22 protein-coding genes and 1 riboswitch are annotated in these 17,380 nt (G+C 63.7%); of the genes, 13 read left to right on the forward strand and 9 right to left on the reverse strand.

The window, feature by feature from the left end; translation table 11 throughout:
• The first annotated feature begins 18 nt into the window (after positions 1–18).
• From LB525_RS05895 to LB525_RS05925, 7 genes are all read left to right on the forward strand, one after another.
• Positions 19–2,457, forward strand: coding sequence for an FAD-dependent oxidoreductase (locus tag LB525_RS05895; protein ID WP_224543932.1), 2,439 nt, complete (start codon positions 19–21; stop codon positions 2,455–2,457).
• A 55-nt stretch (positions 2,458–2,512) separates the two neighbouring features.
• A complete protein-coding gene (locus tag LB525_RS05900) occupies positions 2,513–3,622 on the forward strand; it encodes a mandelate racemase/muconate lactonizing enzyme family protein (RefSeq protein WP_224543933.1) in 1,110 nt (369 codons plus the stop codon).
• Between the two features lie 406 nt (positions 3,623–4,028).
• Positions 4,029–4,358: a DUF2934 domain-containing protein gene (locus LB525_RS05905; protein ID WP_224524699.1), complete on the forward strand. Its 330-nt coding sequence runs from the start codon at positions 4,029–4,031 to the stop codon at positions 4,356–4,358.
• Between the two features lie 426 nt (positions 4,359–4,784).
• Positions 4,785–5,102, forward strand: coding sequence for an ArsR/SmtB family transcription factor (locus tag LB525_RS05910; RefSeq protein ID WP_224543934.1), 318 nt, complete (start codon positions 4,785–4,787; stop codon positions 5,100–5,102).
• Complete coding sequence (locus LB525_RS05915; RefSeq protein WP_140847962.1) at positions 5,099–5,584, forward strand: SRPBCC family protein; 486 nt, start codon at positions 5,099–5,101, stop codon at positions 5,582–5,584. Before LB525_RS05910 ends, LB525_RS05915 begins: the two co-directional genes overlap by 4 nt.
• Positions 5,585–5,655: 71 nt before the next feature.
• Positions 5,656–6,054, forward strand: a complete 399-nt coding sequence (locus tag LB525_RS05920; protein WP_224543935.1) for an MAPEG family protein — start codon at positions 5,656–5,658, stop codon at positions 6,052–6,054.
• 81 nt (positions 6,055–6,135) lie between these two features.
• Positions 6,136–6,420 (forward strand): PRC-barrel domain containing protein, encoded by a 285-nt coding sequence (locus LB525_RS05925; RefSeq protein ID WP_224543937.1) that lies wholly within the window; start codon positions 6,136–6,138, stop codon positions 6,418–6,420.
• 214 nt (positions 6,421–6,634) lie between these two features.
• On the opposite strand, the gene LB525_RS05930 is transcribed toward LB525_RS05925, so the two are convergent.
• From LB525_RS05930 to LB525_RS05945, 4 genes are read right to left on the reverse strand one after another with little or no spacing between them, the layout of a single operon-like run.
• The gene (locus tag LB525_RS05930; protein ID WP_224543938.1) at positions 6,635–7,822 is read right to left on the reverse strand and encodes an MFS transporter; all 1,188 of its coding nucleotides are present in this window, start codon (positions 7,820–7,822) and stop codon (positions 6,635–6,637) included.
• The gene (gene arsC, locus LB525_RS05935; protein WP_140544977.1) at positions 7,823–8,236 is read right to left on the reverse strand and encodes an arsenate reductase (glutaredoxin); all 414 of its coding nucleotides are present in this window, start codon (positions 8,234–8,236) and stop codon (positions 7,823–7,825) included.
• Positions 8,233–8,925 carry an aquaporin gene (locus LB525_RS05940; protein WP_224543940.1) on the reverse strand — a complete coding sequence of 231 codons (693 nt, stop codon included), beginning with the start codon at positions 8,923–8,925 and terminating at the stop codon, positions 8,233–8,235. The genes arsC and LB525_RS05940 overlap by 4 nt, the downstream gene beginning before the upstream one ends.
• Before the next feature lie 49 nt (positions 8,926–8,974).
• On the reverse strand, positions 8,975–9,325 hold the full coding sequence (locus LB525_RS05945) for an ArsR/SmtB family transcription factor (RefSeq protein ID WP_095770080.1): 351 nt from the start codon (positions 9,323–9,325) through the stop codon (positions 8,975–8,977).
• Positions 9,326–9,367: 42 nt separating this feature from the next.
• On the opposite strand from LB525_RS05945, the gene LB525_RS05950 reads away from it, so the two are divergent.
• Positions 9,368–9,883, forward strand: coding sequence for a DUF6428 family protein (locus LB525_RS05950; RefSeq protein WP_224543942.1), 516 nt, complete (start codon positions 9,368–9,370; stop codon positions 9,881–9,883).
• Between the two features lie 280 nt (positions 9,884–10,163).
• On the forward strand, positions 10,164–10,631 hold the full coding sequence (locus tag LB525_RS05955) for a methyltransferase family protein (protein ID WP_224543944.1): 468 nt from the start codon (positions 10,164–10,166) through the stop codon (positions 10,629–10,631).
• A 3-nt stretch (positions 10,632–10,634) separates the two neighbouring features.
• Here LB525_RS05955 and LB525_RS05960 read toward each other — a convergent pair whose 3' ends face one another.
• Positions 10,635–10,907: a PilZ domain-containing protein gene (locus tag LB525_RS05960; protein WP_140846743.1), complete on the reverse strand. Its 273-nt coding sequence runs from the start codon at positions 10,905–10,907 to the stop codon at positions 10,635–10,637.
• A 353-nt stretch (positions 10,908–11,260) separates the two neighbouring features.
• Between LB525_RS05960 and LB525_RS05965 the strand changes: the two genes are divergently transcribed.
• Positions 11,261–11,629, forward strand: a complete 369-nt coding sequence (locus LB525_RS05965; RefSeq protein ID WP_224543946.1) for a hypothetical protein — start codon at positions 11,261–11,263, stop codon at positions 11,627–11,629.
• A 656-nt stretch (positions 11,630–12,285) separates the two neighbouring features.
• On the opposite strand, the gene LB525_RS05970 is transcribed toward LB525_RS05965, so the two are convergent.
• Positions 12,286–12,873: a histidine phosphatase family protein gene (locus tag LB525_RS05970; RefSeq protein WP_224543948.1), complete on the reverse strand. Its 588-nt coding sequence runs from the start codon at positions 12,871–12,873 to the stop codon at positions 12,286–12,288.
• A gap of 83 nt (positions 12,874–12,956) precedes the next feature.
• Positions 12,957–13,106: riboswitch (adenosylcobalamin (AdoCbl) riboswitch) on the forward strand.
• Between LB525_RS05970 and LB525_RS05975 the strand changes: the two genes are divergently transcribed.
• The 3 genes from LB525_RS05975 (at position 13,098) to LB525_RS05985 (ending at position 14,942) form a co-directional block, all read left to right on the forward strand.
• Positions 13,098–13,307 carry a CbtB domain-containing protein gene (locus LB525_RS05975; RefSeq protein WP_095770085.1) on the forward strand — a complete coding sequence of 70 codons (210 nt, stop codon included), beginning with the start codon at positions 13,098–13,100 and terminating at the stop codon, positions 13,305–13,307. Its footprint overlaps the riboswitch before it by 9 nt.
• 162 nt (positions 13,308–13,469) lie before the next feature.
• A complete protein-coding gene (locus tag LB525_RS05980; protein ID WP_224543950.1) occupies positions 13,470–14,210 on the forward strand; it encodes a CbtA family protein in 741 nt (246 codons plus the stop codon).
• A 252-nt stretch (positions 14,211–14,462) separates the two neighbouring features.
• Entirely contained in the window at positions 14,463–14,942 is a 480-nt protein-coding gene (locus LB525_RS05985) for a hypothetical protein (RefSeq protein ID WP_224543952.1), read from the forward strand.
• A gap of 14 nt (positions 14,943–14,956) precedes the next feature.
• Here LB525_RS05985 and LB525_RS05990 read toward each other — a convergent pair whose 3' ends face one another.
• The 3 genes from LB525_RS05990 to LB525_RS06000 all read right to left on the reverse strand — a co-directional run bounded on the left by LB525_RS05990 (position 14,957) and on the right by LB525_RS06000 (position 17,278).
• A complete protein-coding gene (locus LB525_RS05990; protein ID WP_224543954.1) occupies positions 14,957–15,604 on the reverse strand; it encodes a dienelactone hydrolase family protein in 648 nt (215 codons plus the stop codon).
• 74 nt (positions 15,605–15,678) lie between these two features.
• Positions 15,679–17,004: a cation diffusion facilitator family transporter gene (locus LB525_RS05995; protein WP_224543955.1), complete on the reverse strand. Its 1,326-nt coding sequence runs from the start codon at positions 17,002–17,004 to the stop codon at positions 15,679–15,681.
• 7 nt (positions 17,005–17,011) lie between these two features.
• Positions 17,012–17,278 (reverse strand): metal-sensing transcriptional repressor, encoded by a 267-nt coding sequence (locus LB525_RS06000; RefSeq protein ID WP_318012314.1) that lies wholly within the window; start codon positions 17,276–17,278, stop codon positions 17,012–17,014.
• Positions 17,279–17,380: the final 102 nt, after the last annotated feature.

Below are 17,380 nucleotides of genomic sequence, written 5' to 3' on the forward strand. Positions count from 1 at the left end.
TTGGAGAATGGTGGTTCGATGCAAGCACATGCGCGGGTGGTGATCGTCGGCGGCGGATGCGTCGGCGCGGGTATTCTTTATGGCCTGGCCAAGCGCGGCTGGACCGATGTCGCGCTGCTCGAGCGCACGCAGCTCACCGCCGGCTCGACCTGGCATGCGGCGGGGCTGATTCCGTCCTATTCCCGCAACATCAATGTTGGGCGGATGATCAAAAAGACGATCGAAATCTATGAGGGTCTCGAAGCGGAGACCGGGCAGCCGGTCGGATGGCACAAATGCGGACAGTTGCGCATCGCCAATTCGAGAGACCGACTCGACGAGTTCAAGAGCTATATGAGCGTGGCCGAGGTGCAGGGCATGCGGGCGCAATTGCTCACCCCCGATGAGGCGCACAAGCTCTGGCCGCTGCTCGACAACAAGGACATGCTGGGCGCGCTCCACCATCCCGATGACGGGCATATCGCGCCGGCCGATGTGACGCATGCCATGGCCAAGGGCGGGCGGGATCTCGGCGCCAAGGTCTATCTCAACACCGAGGTTACCGGCTTCAAGCGGACCGCTTCCGGCGAATGGCTGGTCGAGACCAACAAGGGCGACATCACCTGCGAGCATGTGATTTGCGCTACCGGCAATTACGCGCGCCAGACCGGCGCGCTGCTCGGCTTGGAGATCCCGGCGATCCCCATCCTGCACCAGTACTGGATCACCGAGGCGGTGGCAGAGGTGGTGGAGCGCAAGCGCGCCGGCCGGCCCGAAATGCCGATCCTGCGCGACGAGGGTTTCGAGGGCTATCTGCGCGAGGAAGGCGACGGGCTGATGTTCGGGCCCTATGAGCGCACCGAACACCTCAAGCTCTTCGCCGAGGACGGCGTTCCCGACTGGTTCGGCGCCGATCTGCTGGAAGAGGATTTCGAGGCGGTGTCGTGGAACTGGGAGCAGGCGCTGCAGCTGGTGCCTGCGCTCGGGCGCGTCGGCATCAAGGCCAATGTGCGTGGCCCGTTCCAGATGACGGCGGACGAGCTGCCCTTGATGGGGCAGGCTTGGGGCCTGCCCAATGTCTGGCTGGCCGAAGGCGTGCCGGGCGGCATCCTGTGGGGCGGAGCGATCGGCTACTACTTGTCGGAGCGGATCGTCGAAGGCGGCAACAGTATCGACACATCCGATCTCGACCCGCGCCGCTTCGGCGACTACGCCAACAAGGAATGGACGCGCGAGAAGGTGCGCGAAGCGTGGGGCACGCATGCCGAACAGAAGTATCCGGGCCAGGACATGCCCGCCGCGCGGCCGCAGAAGACCGCGCCTTCCTATGACAGGCTGACGGAACTGGGAGCGGTCTGGGGCGTGCTCAATGGCTGGGAGATGCCCAACTGGTTCGCGCGCGACGGCGTCGAGGCCAAGGACCAATATAGCTGGCGCTGGACGCCCAAGGGAAACCTCGTCGGCGAGGAAGTACAGGCGGTACGCAACGCCGTCGGCCTGGTCGAGATGACGCCGATGACCAAGTTCGAGGTGTCAGGTCCTAGCGCGGCCGCCTGGCTGGACCGGATCATCGCCAACCGCCTGCCGTCCGTCGGCAAGGTGACGCTGGCGCATCACCTCACCACCAGCGGTGGCGTGCAGGCGGAATATATGGTGGCGCGGCTTGGCGAGGACCTGTTCTACCTGATCTCGACGCCGCGTGCCGAACGCTGGAACTTCGACGACCTTTCCAGACTACTTCCCGCCGACGGCAGCGTATCCTTGAAGAACGTCACCAACGACCGCGGCTGCTTTACCGTCGTCGGGCCGAACGCGCGGGCCGTGCTGCAGCCCCTCACGGAGATCGACCTTTCCAACGAAAGTTTTCCCTGGTTCGGCGTCAAGACCGGCAGCGTCGCCTTGGCAAGCGACGTGCGGCTGCTGCGGGTGAACTATGAAGGCGAGCTCGGTTGGGAACTCTATCATCCCCTGCCCTACCAGCGGCGATTGCTCGACGCGATCCTCAAGGAAGGCGAGAAGCACGGCATGCGGCTGGTCGGGCTGCACGCGCTGGAGTCGCTCAGGCTCGAGAAATCCTATCGCGCCATGTATCGCGACATGAACCCGGAGCTCAACGCGCTGGAGAGCGGGCTGGAGCGCTTCATCCGGCTCGACAAGGGCGACTTCGTCGGGCGCGACGCGGTTCTGAAATACAAGGAGCGCAACGACCAGCGGCGATCCGTGACGCTCAGGATCGAAACCGACGGCGCCAGCACGCTTGCCAATGAAGGGCTCTACAGCGACGGCGCGCTGGTCGGGCGCATCACGTCGGGCGGCTACGGCTACGCGCTCGGACATGACGTGGCGCTAGCGCTGCTGCCTGAACCGTTTTCGAAACCCGGCACCAAGCTCGACGTCGCGATCCTGGGCGACTGGAAGGTCGCCGAGGTGATCGCGGATTCGCCTTACGATCCGACCTCGGCCAGGGCGCGGATGTAGTAGGCGGGGCCTGCAAAGGCCCCGTTGCCGACGTGTCCTTCGGAGGGAAGCCCGTATGCGTATCGATCGGATCAACGTCTATTCGGCGCAATTGCCGGTCAAAGGCGGCGTCTACCGGATGGCCAGCGCCGATGTGGAGGCGCTGGATTCGACGCTTGTCGAGATCGTTACCGATGACGGTTTTGCCGGCTGGGGCGAGACCTGCCCGATCGGCCCGGTCTACCAGCCGCATCATGCGCTGGGCGCCCGCGCGGCGATCGCCGAAATCGCGCCGGGGCTGATCGGTTCGGAGATCGCCTCGATCCGGCTTCTGGCCAAGCAGATGGACGAGCGGCTCAATGGCCACGGTTATGCCAAGGCCGCCTTCGACATGGCGTTCCTCGACCTGCTCGGCCAAAAACTCGGCGTGCCGGTCTCGACGCTGCTGGGCGGCGCGCTGACCGACCGCGTGCCGGCCTATTATTCGCTGATCGTGGGCGCCCCGGACGAGACGGCGAGGATCGCCGCCGACAAGGTGAAGGCCGGCTATCCGCGCCTACAGGTGAAGATCGGAGGCCGCAACCTGGAGGAAGACGTCGCCGTCATCCACAAGGTCTGGGAAGCGGTCGGTTACAAAACGCGCATCGCGGTCGACGGCAACCGGGGCCTGACGGTGGCCGCAGCGATCCATCTTGACCGGCTCTGCCAGCAAATTCCCTTCGTCTTCGAGCAGCCCTGCAACACGATGGACGAGATCGCGACGCTGAAAGGCCGCATGACGCATCCTGTCTATCTCGACGAAAGCACCGAGGATCAGAACGCGGTGCTGCGGGCAATCTCGCTGGGCATCGCCGACGGCTTCGGCTTCAAGGTGACACGTCTGGGCGGATTGACGAAGATGACGACCGTGCGCGATCTCTGCGCCATCCGCTCGCTGCCGCACAGTTGCGACGACGCCTGGGGCGGCGACATCATCGCGGCGGCCTGCGTGCATCTGGCCGCCACCGTCGAGCCGCGCCGCATGGAGGGCGCCTGGATCGCCCAGGAATACATCAAGGGCCATTTCGACCAGAAGCAGCCGGTCGTCATCAAGCAAGGGCACATCGCCGTGCCGCAACGGCCGGGGCTCGGCGTAAAGCCGGAGCCTGGCATGTTCGGCAAAGCGGTGGCGATATACGGGCCGTAAGGGGCAAGCGGCGGGCAGCCAGGCTTACTATTCGGATCGGAATGGCCGCGGACGTGGCCGATGATTTTCAGCGCCGTCCCCCACTCCGTCTCGGCTTCGCCGAGCCACCTCTCCCCCCTCCGGAGGGAGAGGAAATGCTGACCGGCAACGTCGCGACCTCGGCATTGCTATTTCCTCTCTACTTGGCGATTGCCATTGCTCGCCTCCGGCGATTGGCGTTTCCTCTCCCTCCGGAGGGGGGAGAGGTGGCTCGGCGCGCAGCGCCGAGACGGAGTGGGGGAACCACCTGCGCGATTGTCGCCACGCCCGGCATGTTGACCGGCAGCACAGCACCCGATCACTTCGTGAACGACGCGGATCGTTCCGCCCTGTCCTGCGTTCTTGTGACACGCAAGGAGGAACGGCGATGGACGACGATCGGACCGAAAAGATCAGGCAGCGTGCCTATGAGATCTTTCAGCGCGAGGGCGGCATCCTTGGCAATCATGAACGGCACTGGCATCAGGCGGAGTTGGAGATCGACCGCGAGGCCGCCCTGCCGATGACGGCAGACGATGCGCTGCCCGAAACGCGCGAGATCGACAGCGCGGATGTGCTGACGGTGGAGGCGCTTGCCATGCGCACCGGCATTTCGGGCGACGAGGCGCAGGAACTGCTCGACAGGCTGGGCAACGACCGCGCTGCGATCGAGCAAGCGGCGCGCGATCTGCAAGCACGCAAGCGCGGTGTCGATTAGAGGCACTGCTGAGATTTTGACCGGTCGGCTCTGTTTGTGTTGGCAGGTGGCACGCGTTGGAGATTGGCCGAAACGCCCATCGCGATCGTTTTCAGGGCAGAGCAGGAGCGAAGCTCCGTCGCGAAGACCCTGGAATCCAGCCGTTGCCTTCACCCAGGAATGCAACAGAGCAAAATTCTGCACCGTGGCGTCGCTTCCAAGTCACGGAATGGGTTTCTATGGTCTGCGCCGCGTCGCTTCGCTCCTTGCTCCGCCATAGAATGACGAGGTTGGGGCGGCCTCCACCAATCCCGGCGTTGCGCTGATTCACGGAAATGAACGGAAAATCTTGCACCAAGAGGCGGTTGGCCAGCCAATCGGACCGGCCACAGGTGGCACTCTCCACCCGGGTTGACAGGGCAAGCGCCTCGCCCTAATTTCGCGTTAGTGGCTACTAACGCGAAATACTGGACTGCGCTCGGCGATCCGACACGACGCACGATCTTCGAACTGCTGGTCGACCGACCCAGTTCGGTCAGCGGGCTCGCCAATGCGCTGCCCGTGACGCGGCCGGCCGTCTCGCAGCATCTGAAGGTGCTCAAGGATGCTGGGCTGGTGGCTGATACGCGCTCCGGCAAGGAGCGCATTTACCGGATCGATCCGGATGGGCTCGCGGCGTTTCGCGCGGAGATCGACCAGTTCTGGGTGAAGACGCTCGCGGCCTACAAGCTGGCCGTCGAGCGACCGACAAAGGACGAGACATGATCAAGCAACCGGCACCTGCTCCCGTAAGGCATTCCGTCGTCGTCGAGGCGCCGATCGCGCGCGCCTTCAAGGTGTTCACCGAGGATTTCGGCAGCTTCAAGCCGCGCGAGCACAATCTGCTTGCCGTGCCGATCGCGGAAACGATCTTCGAGCCGCGCGTCGGCGGCCACGTCTACGACCGCGGGGTCGACGGCTCAGAGTGCCGCTTCGCCCGCGTGCTGGCCTACGATCCGCCCGACCGGCTGCTTCTGAGCTGGGACATCAGCCCGCGCTGGCAGATCGAAACCGACCTCGCCAGGACGAGCGAGTGGGAGGTCCGCTTCACGGCCGAGGCGGAAAACCGGACCCGGGTCGAGATCGAGCACCGCCATATCGAACGGCATGGCCAAGGCTGGGAAGGCGTACGCAGCGGGGTCGACGGCGATCAGGGTTGGCCGCTCTACCTGCAGCGGTTCCAGGCGCTTTTTTCCCGGGCAGCCTGACAGCACCTCCTTGGGGCATGGCCCCCACGGTGGCGATCGGAGGAGCACTGGAAGCAATGGAAGCCTATTGGTTGAGCACCCTCGGCGTGCTTGCGCTCTGCCTCCTCTCGGTCGCGCTGGCGATCTACTCAGGCTCGTCCAAGGGTTTTGCAGGCAAGCTTTCAGGGCCGGTGATCCCGGCGGACGACGACAACTGTCTTTACCGCATCGATCGCGTCCACATGAACTCGGTCGAGGCGCTCGGGCCCTTCGTCGTGCCCGTGTTGCTGGCGATGATGGTTGGCGTCGAGCCGGTGACGCTCGCCGTGCTCGTCTGGGTTCACTTGGCGATACGTTTCGTCCACATGATCATCTACCTGCGCGGCGGCAACGCCGCCAAGGGCGGCAGCGTCAGGACGATCCTTTATGTCTCCGGAGCGCTGGTCACGCTTGTCCTCGTCCTCGTGACGGGCTGGGCAGCGCTTCGCTGAGCAGCGCTCGCTTTTCGCTCCGTCGGCGGAACCCTCGCCCCGATCAGAGGTTCATCCCTGTACAACCACAGGAGATGCGCCATGGACCACACCAGCCACGTAAGACTGACCAGTGCCGAGCTGACGCCCGACATCCTCGAAGGCGCCACCATCTACGGCCCGGATGACGAGAAGATCGGCTCGGTCGACCACCTGCACGGCAGCCAGGTCGTCATCGATGTCGGCGGCTTTCTCGGCATCGGCGCCAAGCCGGTGGCTGTCACTGCCAGCCAGCTCGATTTCATGCGCGACGAGGACGGCGACGTGCATGCCGTCACGAGTTGGACGAAGGACCAGCTGAAAGCAATGCCGGGGCATCGCGACTGAACAGGGACGCTTCGCGACTGTGAATCAATCCAGAGAATCCGGCCCGGCAATTGCCGGGTCGGGTTTTTTTGCGCGGCGCGGTATTCGTTTGTCGCCTGACGAGCGTCACGCGAATTGCCGTCGCGTCAAAAATGTGTAGCGGGTTCCCTCTGGAGCGGCGAGAAAGCCCGGGACAGGTCGGCGATTTCGTGGGGTCGATGAACCGCTTCAAGGATCAGCGGCGCATGCTCGCAAGCAGGCAAATACACAGCCCCGCGTTGAGCGTTGCCGCGAGCGCCAGCGTGGCCAGGACAAGATTGGCGCCGCCCGTGCCAAGAAGCACCGCTCCAACGGACGGAGCCGCCGCCTGGACGATGAGGCTGGGCGTCGCGAGCTTGCCCATCAGCACCGCGTATTGCTGCGGGTCGAACAGCACCAGCGGCAGCGCGCCGCGCGCGATCGTATGGATGCCGTTACCCGCGCCATAAAGGATCAAGGCGAGAGCAACAAAAGTCTGGCTCGTCAGCAGCAGCCAGATTCCGGCGGCAAGCAGCGTTACGGATGTCAGCATCGTCCAGATCGGATGGTGCCGGTTGCGGCCGATCAGCAGCTCCGCCACCCTAGCGCCGACTTGTGAAGGGCCGACCAGCGCGCCAAGTCCGACGGCGGCTGCCAGGCTCGCGCCGCGCAATTGCAGCAGCGTCAGCAGATGGACGGAGAGCATGGACGCGACCAGTGCGGCCAAGGTCTGAATGGAGGCCAGCAGAATGAAGCGCGCCCGCGCTCTGCCGGTGGCCGATGCCTCTTTCGACCTGTCTTTGACCGGCACAGGCGCGGCGGCCGGAGGCGACGGTATTATCCACAGATGGAGCGGCAAGCAGATTGCCAAATGGATCGCGGCATAGGCAAGGCAGGCGGTGCGCCAGCCGCCATGCTCGACAAGGAAGGCGCTGATCGGCCAGCAAATGGTGCTGGCAAAGCCGCCGAAAAACGTCAGGTTGGTGATGGCGCCGCGCGCGCTCTGTCCATAGAGGCGGCCGAGTGTGGCGAAGCCGGCATCGTAGAGGCCGCTCGACATGCCCAAGCCCATGAGCAGCCATGCAGCCAGATAAAGAGGATAGTCGGTCGCCGTCGCCAACAGCGAATGCGCAGCAGCCAGCAGCAACGAGCTGGCGGCAAGCACCGGCCGCCCACCGTGGCGCTGGATCAGCCGCCCGGTGACGGGGGACACCAGCCCGGCAAGCAGGAGCCCGCAGGATAGCCCGGCAACGACCGAGGCGAACGACCAACCGGTATCTCTAGCAATCGGCGCGGCAAGCACCGCGGGCAGGTAGTAGGATGATCCCCAGGCGAGAATCTGCGTGATGCCAAGAGCCGTAACGAGGACGCGGCGGTTGTGTGCGATGGGCGCGGTGGCTTCCAATCAGGCTTGCCCTGGCGGATAGGCGACCTTCTCGCCATCCTCCTTGACGAACTCCCGCACCGGATTGTCGAGCAGCGGCAGCACAGCTTCCGACGGCCGGCACAGTTTTGTCCCTTTCGGCGTCTCGACGATCGGCCGGTTGATGAGGATCGGATGGGCGAGCATGAAATCGATCAGCTCATCGTCGCTCCATTTTGGATCGGCGAGGCCGAGTTCGGCGTAAGGCGTGCCCTTCTCCCGCAACAACTCGCGCGCAGAAATCCCCATCGCGGCGATCAGTTCGAGCAGCCTTTCGCGGCCCGGCGGCGTCTTGAGGTATTCGATCACGACAGGGTCTTCGCCGCTGGCGCGGATCATGGCGAGCGTGTTGCGGGAGGTGCCGCAGTCGGGGTTGTGATAGATCGTGACCGTCATGGCTCTGCTTTCAAGGGTTGTGGAGTGGCCGCGGGCCGCAGCAGCCAGCCCATCAACGCGAGCGCGATCAGGGCACCGAGCAATTCGGCGACGACGAAGCCGGGCAGATCGAGCGGCCTGATGCCGGAAAAAGTGTTGGTGAGTGAGCGCGCCACGGCGACGGCAGGATTAGCGAAGGAAGTGGATGCCGTGAACCAATAGGCCGCTGTGATATAGAGCCCGACCAGCCACGGCACGGCCCGCCGCTCGAAGCGGAGGCCAGCGAGAATGACGGCGACAAGGCCGAATGTCGCGACCACTTCCGAGAACCATTGCGCCGGCCCGGCACGCAGTTTCGTCGCGACCTCCAGTACCGGCAAAGCGAACATGAGATGCGCGGCGATCGTGCCGGCAATTCCGCCGACGACCTGCGCGAACAGATAGGCAGGGAGATCGCGAGCAGGCAGCGACCGGTTGAGACAAAACACCAGCGAAACGGCCGGATTGAGATGCGCGCCGGAGATCGGCCCGAGCACGGTGACCAACACCACCAGCATGGCGCCGGTTGCTAGCGTGTTGCCAAGCAGCGCCAGCGCGGTGTCATGCGTCAGCGTCTCGGCCATGATGCCGGAGCCAACGACGGTCGCCACCAGCAGACCGGTGCCGAGGGCTTCAGCCGCGAACCGGCGCGGCAGATCGAAAGTGTTCATCGGTCGACCCTGGATTGGACAATGGGGAGTTGGGTAGCGGGCGTGACGGTCATTGCCGGCTCTCCTCGCCCGGCTGGCAGCAAGATGCCGCAAGCGCCGGCGCGCAGATTTCCGGCCGGCCCGAGCAGCAGTCCTCCATCAGGAAGCGGATCAATCCGGACAGCGCGTCGAACTCGGCGCTGTAGACGATCGAGCGGGCATCACGCCGCGCGGTCACGAGACCGGCGCGCTCAAGTTCCTTGAGGTGGAAGCTGACATTGGACGGCGAGACCTCGACCTGCTCGGCGAGCGAGCCGGCGGCAATGCCTTCCGGGCCGGCAACGACCAGCAGCCGCAGCAGGCGCAGCCGTGTTTCCTGCGACAGCGCGCCAAAGGCGGTCAGGGCTTGACGTTCATCCACGTTTCAATAATCCTTGAAATATTGAAATGAGGAATAGCCGACATGCTCTCTTCTGACAATCGGAAAAACATCGCTCCTATAGACCCCTCCGACCTGACCATCGGCGATCTGCTGGCGGCGCTGGCCGATTACAAGGACAAGCCGTTGGTTTTCCGCTACGGCGGGCGGCCGGTAAAGCCTGGCTACCATGTCACCGAGGTGAAGGCTGGACAGTTCGCGGCGCTGGATTGCGAAGCAAATCCGGAATCATGGTCGGAGATATTCGTCCAGCTGTGGGACGTGGACGAAGGCGGACCGGTCCATATGCCAGCCGGCAAATTCGCCGCGATCATCCGCAAGGTTTCGGACCATGTCTCTCTCGATCAGGCGGCGAAGCTGACCTTCGAGGTCAGCGACGGCGTTCGCCCGATGGAATTGCACCGGGCAGCCCAGCCGAGCCTTGTTGGCGGGACGGTTGAGGTCGAGCTGTCGCCACGGCCGTCAAGCTGCAAGCCGCGCGACCGCTGGCTGGAAGAACAGAAGGCAGCGAGCGGGTGCGGAGGGAGTCGCTGCTGTTGAGCCCGCTAATGGTGACGCGCCGCCCTGATCAGAACCGGATCATGCCATTGGCCTGCAACAAATAGAGGCCCACGAGAACGATGGCGATCAGCGCCACCCAAACGGCTGTCTTGCTCATCCGCGCAATCCCTGTCGATCGGCGATAGTGAACGCGCGCGCCACGGTTGTGTTCCCGATATGCCGGGCTGCACATCGCCTAGGCAGGATCAAGTCACGAATTGCTGGACGATGCGCGTCCGTGCATAGTGGCGGCAATGGCGCCCGGTCGATGAAAATGGCTATGGATGACAAAGCGGACAATCCGGGCGTGGCGGTGTTTCCGCCGCTGCTCTTTCTCGTGGCGCTGATCGCGATGCTGGCGCTGCGCTATGTCTGGCCGCTGGCGATCGGCGGCCGCCCGCTGACCATCGTGCTCGGCGTAGTGCTGGCAGTACTGGCGGTTGCGATCATCGCTTGGGGACGCTCGACCATGTTGCGCGGCGGCACCAATGTGAACCCGACGCTGCCGACCACCGCGATCATCACCGGCGGCCCGTTCGGCTTCACCCGCAACCCGCTCTATGTCGGCTTGATGGGACTACTTCTCGGAATCGGGCTGCTCTTTGACAGCTGGTGGGCCGTCATCGCGACCATCGCGAGCTTGCCCATCCTGCATTACGGCGTGGTGCTGCGTGAGGAGGCCTATCTGGAACGCAAGTTCGGCGAACCCTACCGCGCCTACAGGGCGAGCGTGCGCCGCTACCTTTGAGCATCAGTCCTTCGGCGCGTTGCTGTAGAGCGCCACGCCGACGCGGTCGTTGCGCCGCCACCGCACCAAAGCGCGATAGGCCGTATCGTCGGCCGGGACCTCGAGCAGAAAGCGGTCCGGAATCTCCACATTGGCACCGACGCGCAATTCCGCGCCCTGCTCGTGCTGATTTCTGACCGAGCAGCCGATCCTGACGCCGGCGGCGATGATCGTGGCTTCCTTGAGCACGAATTCGCGCGCATGAAGACGGCGTTCGATCTCGGGAAAATTGGCCATATCCGGCGGGCTCCTCAGGCAAGGTCCTCCTTGCCATGGGGCAGCACGATAGCAGCGAGGCGTTTCCGTTCCGTTAGCGATTGCTGAAACGACCAGGCCAGTCGGGCCTGACGGCTGTTGTAGCTTTCCCGAAGCAGCGTCGGTTGCCTTGTTGGATGCGCTCGTTGTTACCATGACGGAGTTGAACGAGCGCACCAGCGCAGCATAGCTGCTCCAATCTATCGATTGGGGCAATGATCGGGGGCGCGACGCGAAAATCTAACCCGCTTGTGGATATGGAACCCGATGGCTTGTCTTCGGCTAATAATACGAGCTCAAACGTGCTTCGCTCATTAAAGCTGGGGGTGGAGATAATGAAACTTAGGTTCGCTTTCGCGACATTCGTAGAAATTTCGTTCGCGTGTTCGGCTGCTTGGGCCGCGAACTCAAATATCGAGTATCTGGCAGGACTGCCCGACACCAAGTTAAATTTGGCCGCTACAATCGCCGGCAACCTCGTCGGTGTAATGAAAAAATGCCCGGCGCTGAGGCTAAATGAAGATGGAAAAGCTATGATAGCTGTTCCTGTCCTCTTGTACGATGGGATAGACAAACACCTGACGCCCAAGTCCTCTAAGTTCAAGAAGGCTATACGTACCTATGAAAGAGCATTTGCTATAGCGGCTCAGAGAGGGAGCAATTGCCAGGCTGAGAAGGCCAGATACCCACACCTCTACCGGTAGAACGTGATGAGCAGAATCTTTGGTGTTGCCGTTCTTTCCGCCTGCCTGATCTGCCCTCCCGTGACATGTGTGGCCTCCCAAGGGTCTAATTTACGTCCAGAAGAACAGAATGCTGAATGCACGCCCCTCCAGGAAGCGAATGAGCGGATCATTAAGCTTCCGCTTATTCAGATGACATCCCGGTTCCATAGATTTGGTGACCATGCCCAGTTTGTTCATCGGGAACTGATCTACACCGCCGACATGGAGTATTCACGAGACAAACCCTACGGACGGTGGATCGCAAAGAGGATCCCCCCGAAGCAAGCCGTGCCGAAAAACGAAGATGGGTCACTGATTAACAGTAATTGTCATCGCCTCTACAACGCCACGACAGGCAGAGTCCAGACAATTGTTTTTCAATTTGACAAGACGCTCAAAAGCGACGGGCAGTGGTATCGCTGTAACATTTGGGTTGAATCACCGAATTATAGACCGCTAAAGGCAATTTGTGAGGGGCCCTTTGAGTGGACGAGACGCTGGTTCTATCAGTCCGATATAAAATTACCCGATGTTAAACCGGACTTTTAGCCTCCGGATCGGCGCCGCCTCACCGTCGCGTCGACCGTTTCCCTGACCGTCTGCTGGCTGCGTATCGTGCCGTTCGCGCGCGGGGGCTAATAGTCCCCGACTGTTCGGCCGGCGACCACGCCGCTCGCGCGCAGCACCCAGCGGCGGCCGTCGCTGCGGAACTCGGTGAGCGACAGCGGCTCGATGTCGATCTTCCAGACCGAGGAAAGCGGCGCGCCGAGCACATGCGCCATGGCGGCGCGGATCGGCATGGCATGCGTCACCGCGACGGTGTGACCGCTTTCGCCGGCCAGCCGCTCCATCAGCGCAGCACCCCGCCGGGCGACGTCGGCGAGCGATTCACCGCCATGGGGCGCCGCGTCTGTACCGGCGAACCAGGCCGCCATACCTTCGGGATCCTCGGCCTGCACCTCTTCGAAACCTTTGCCGGCCCAGCGCGCGAAATCCTGCTCGGCAAGCAGCGGCTCGACCGTCGCGTCAAGGCCGAGCGCCTCCGCCGTCCGCCGCGCGGCCAGCGCCGGGCTTGTCCAGATACGGTCGGCGCGACGCAGCGAAGCGGCCAGCGCGCCGGCGCGATCGAGGGCGCGCGGCTCCGGCGGCTCATCATTCGGAAAGCGGCCCTTGCGCATCCCGGGCGTCGCTCCGCTTGCGATCATCGTCAGGCGGACAAGCATGAAAAACTCCGTGGCACAGCGAAAAACAGGCCTCACGAAGCCGTGCCGCCATTACATGTCGTTGACAGGCGAACGAAGTACTGACAAGTGTCTTAATGCTATACGGGATTGGAAGCCGGTGCGAGTCCGGCACGGTCGCGCCACTGTGATCGGCACCAGCCGAAAGTCAGGCCTTATTCCGCAGCACTCGATCAACGGGACGCAGTATCCCAAGGGAGGTCAATATGTCCGACACCACCTTCGCCCCCAGCTACGGCCCGGTTGCGATTCCGGTCCGCGAGCTTCTGCCCTGGGCCATCCTCGGCGGGCTGCTTTTGATGCTGGCGATCTATTTCGTCGGCGCGGAAGAAGGCGCCACCTCGCTGATCCGCGGCACCTATGTGCACGAATTCGTGCATGACGGCCGCCACCTGCTCGGCTTCCCCTGCCACTAAAGCGGTTCGGCATCGCTGAACCCGCTTTCGATTCTGATCCAACGCAATTCCGGACGGAAAACCGCTGCGCACTTTTCCTGGAATTGCTTGGTTGGCTTAACGCAATTCCGGACGGAAAACCGCTACGCACTTTTCCTGGAATTGCTTGGAGGGATTGGTGACATGGTTGGAAAACTTTTGCTGCGCGGCATGGTTGTCGGGCTGGTCGCCGGGATTTTGGCGTTCGCCTTCGCCCGCGTCTATGGCGAGCCGCAGGTCGACAAGGCGATCGCCTTCGAGGAACAGCAGGCCCAGGCCGCCGGCGAGGCGCCGGAGCCCGAGATGGTCAGCCGCGCCACGCAGGCCGGCATCGGCCTGGCGACCGGCGTGCTGATCTATGGCGCCGCGCTTGGCGGGCTGTTCTCGCTGGTCTTCGCCTACGCCTATGGCCGGCTAGGCTCGCTCGGACCGCGCGGCACCTCGGCGCTGCTGGCGTTGCTCGGCTTCCTGGCCGTGATCGTGGTGCCCGGCCTCAAATATCCGGCCAACCCGCCCGCGGTCGGCAACGCCGAGACCATCGGCTACCGCACCGAGTTGTTCTTCATCATGATTGTCGTCTCGATCGCGGCGATGGTGGCGGCGGTCGGCCTGGCGCAGCGGCTGTGGAAGCGGCTCGGCGCCTGGAACGCCTCGATCGTCGCGGGCCTCGCCTTCCTCGTCGTCTTCGCTTTGGTGAAGGCGGCGCTGCCCGACATCAACGAGGTGCCGGAGAACTTCTCGGCGACGGTGCTGTGGCAATTCCGCGTCGCCTCGCTCGGCATCCAGCTGGTGCTGTGGACCGTCGTCGGGCTCGGCTTCGGCGCGGTTGCCGAACGCGTGGTCGCGGTGCGCGACCAGCGCAGCCCGGCACGCCGCTACGCCTGAAATCCGATGCGTTGGCCGCCACGGTTCTGCGCCCTGGCGGCCAAAGCGGCTCAACGGTCTGTACGACCGCAGAGCCACTTTGGCCTTTCGTTTTCTCGCAATTCCGGACGGAAAACCGCCGCACACTTTTCCTGGAATTGCTCGGTTGCGGCGCTGCTCGCATTTCTGGCCGCCACATCCGCGCAAGCGCATGGCGGATCCTCGGCCCCGCCTCCTCCCGGCATCCAGATCCCCAGCCTGACCCACGGCCAGATGGCCGTCATCGCGCGCTATCGCGGCGAGATCCTCGACCTCGCCCAGCGCCAGACCGCGACCGACCCGACCTTCCGCCGCCTCTACAATCACGGCAATCTGCAATTCACCTATTGCCTCTGGGGCCTGATGCCGGGCAGCCTCGGCGACGAGGAAAGCCCGTTCAACGAATGCAGCCACGCCTATCTCGCCACCGCCAAGGCGCTGCTCGCCCATATGGCGATGATGCCCGCGGCCGGGCGCGAGGCGAAGGCGCTGATCTCGGACATCGATGCCGAGATGGTGCGTAGCGGCGCGTCGTGGATCCTGTGCCAGTATAGCGGCGAGGCCTTCAGCACCGGCGCGGTCGTCGAGCCCAGATGGCGCGACATCTTCTTCCACTTGCCGAGCCTTGCGGTGATCCTCGCCATGGTGGCGGCGTTCGGCGCCGCCGCATGGTCGATTTTCCGTTCACCCGCTCCGCGAGCCGGCGCTGCTTAGAACGGTTCAGCGTTTCACGGAATCACCGAACCGCTCCCGGTCTTGCGTGCGATCGTTTTCAGGAAAGCCTGAACGCGCAACCATGTCAGCTCGGCTGCGGACGCATCGTAATCCGGCAGCGCTTGATCGGTGTAGAAATGGCCGATCCCCGGATAGGTGAAAATTTCTGCCCTGACGTGGCAGCGCTTCGCCGACGCCGACCAGTCGGCAACTTGTTCTGGCTGAGCAAATGCATCTGGGTCGGCGACGTGGACCGCGACCGGGACGTGTCGGCGAACATTGCTGGGAATATCAGCAAGGCCATGCAGCAGCACAATGCCGGCGGCAGCGACTCGTTCTGACCAAACGGCACTGATCACGCCAGCTCCCATGGAATGGCCAGCGAGCACCGCGTCTGGAGAAGTCTGGAGGAGCGCCACCCTGGCGCGGTCGCAGATGGTTTCCCACCCAACATGGCTCATCAAGTCAAGCCCGTCGTCGACCGATGTCGCAGTCAGCCCTGCGTAGAGGTCCGGCGTCACAACATCGTACCCCGTGTTTCGCATGCGCTCAGCAGCTTGATGCTCCACCGCCCGAAGGCCCAGCGCCGAGTGAAAGAGTACAATAGCAGCCATCCGCTTTCCCTTCGGCGTCGCCTGGCCGATCGCGTTGAGCTCGGGCAATGATCGTCTCTTATCCGGCTTATCGAATCCCCACCACCAGCCATGCCCTTTCCGAAGCCTGCGCCGTCACCCTATCATCCATGCGCGCGCTCGTGATGGTGACCTTGCGGTTCGGCCATGGCGAAGGGCAAATCCTCGGTGTCGGGACCGGCCGCCAGTTGCAGCCTGGCGCTGAATTCATGCGGTTCGGTCGGCGCGACCAGGCTCTGCAGATAATGATGGTCGCCGCCGACCGGAGACAGCGGCAGGCTTTCGACCGCACCGTCCGCCCTTTCAATAGCGACGTTCGCCCGCAGGCCCTCGGCGTGACGCGACAGGCGCAGCCGCATGCGCTCGCCCTGCGGCGTGTCGACGATTTCGAGCAGCCCGCTGGCTAGCTTGCCGTCGACAAGGAACGGATCCGGCGCATGATGGTGGCCGGCCTCCGTCTCCAACTCGGCAAAGTGCACCGTGGCGACGTCGAGCGCCGGGATGTGCGCGAAGAGCTCGGCCTTGAGCGATGCGGCGATGTTGTTCGCGGCGGCAAGCAGCAGGCCGTCATTGACGGCGATCGTAACATCGACATGCAGCTTGTGGCCGAGCCAACGGGCCTTGACGTCGGCTACCTTCTCGATCCCGGCGACATGGTCGGCAGCATGGTGAATCTGGTCAACGAGGCCGGGCTCGACGCCGTCCAGCATGCGGGTCAGCACCGAGCGCGCCGATTGCCAGACGATACCGAAGATGGCGACGGTGATGAGCAGGCCGATGATTGGATCGGCGAGCGGAAGACCGAGCCAGACGCCGGCCGCGCCGGCAACGACGGCAAGACTGGTGAGGCCGTCGGTGCGGGCGTGATAGCCGTCGGCAACCAGCGCCGCGCTGTTGATCTGGCGACCGACGCGGATGCGAAAAACCGCCACCGCTTCATTGCCGAGGAAACCGATGATGCCGGCGACGGCCAACCAGCCAAGGAAATGCACCGGCTGCGGGCTGAACAGGCGATTGATCGCCTCGTATCCGGCCACCAGCGCGCTGGCCAGGATGATGAGCACGATGATGATGCCAGCGAGATCCTCGACCCGGCCGAGGCCGTAGGTGAAGGTCCTGGTCGGTTTGCGGCGCACGAGCACAAAAGCGATCCAAAGCGGGATGGCGGTGGTCGCGTCGGCGACGTTGTGAATGGTGTCGGCAAGCAGGGCCACGCTGCCCGAGAGCATCACGACGACGATCTGCAGCGCGGCCGTGACCGCGAGAATCACGAACGACCACTTGATCGCCCAGATGCCGCGGTCTGTGGTGGCGATAGTCGCGTCGATCACGCCATGAGTATGGCCATGCGGCCCATGATGGTCGTGGCCGTGGCCGCCATGATGTCCGTGCGCACCGAAGCCGAACCAGTCGAGCGCTTTTTCCCACATCGCCGCCTCACAGATATTTGGTGAGCTGCTTCAGCTCTTTGAGCGTGTCCCTGGTCGGTTCGCCGCCTTCGACAAGGCAATGCTCCATATGGTCGTGGATCAGCTCGCGCTTGGCATTGCCGACCGCGCTTTCGACGGCATGGAGCTGTTGCGCGAGATCAAGGCAGGACCGGCCCTGCTCGAACATGGTGAGCACGGCAGCGAGATGGCCATGCGCTCGCTTGAGTCGGGCGATGATATCGGGATGGGAGCTGTGTATCGTCATGGCAAACATCCTATCCCCCTGGGTAGGATATTTCCAACAGACAATACGCCTCGAACTCTCGAGGCTAGCCCGCGGCAGGGCTGGACTCGCCGCCCGGCCGAGCGTGCCCGC

It is taken from the genome of Mesorhizobium sp. CA16 (assembly GCF_020165175.1).
Classification (GTDB): domain Bacteria; phylum Pseudomonadota; class Alphaproteobacteria; order Rhizobiales; family Rhizobiaceae; genus Mesorhizobium.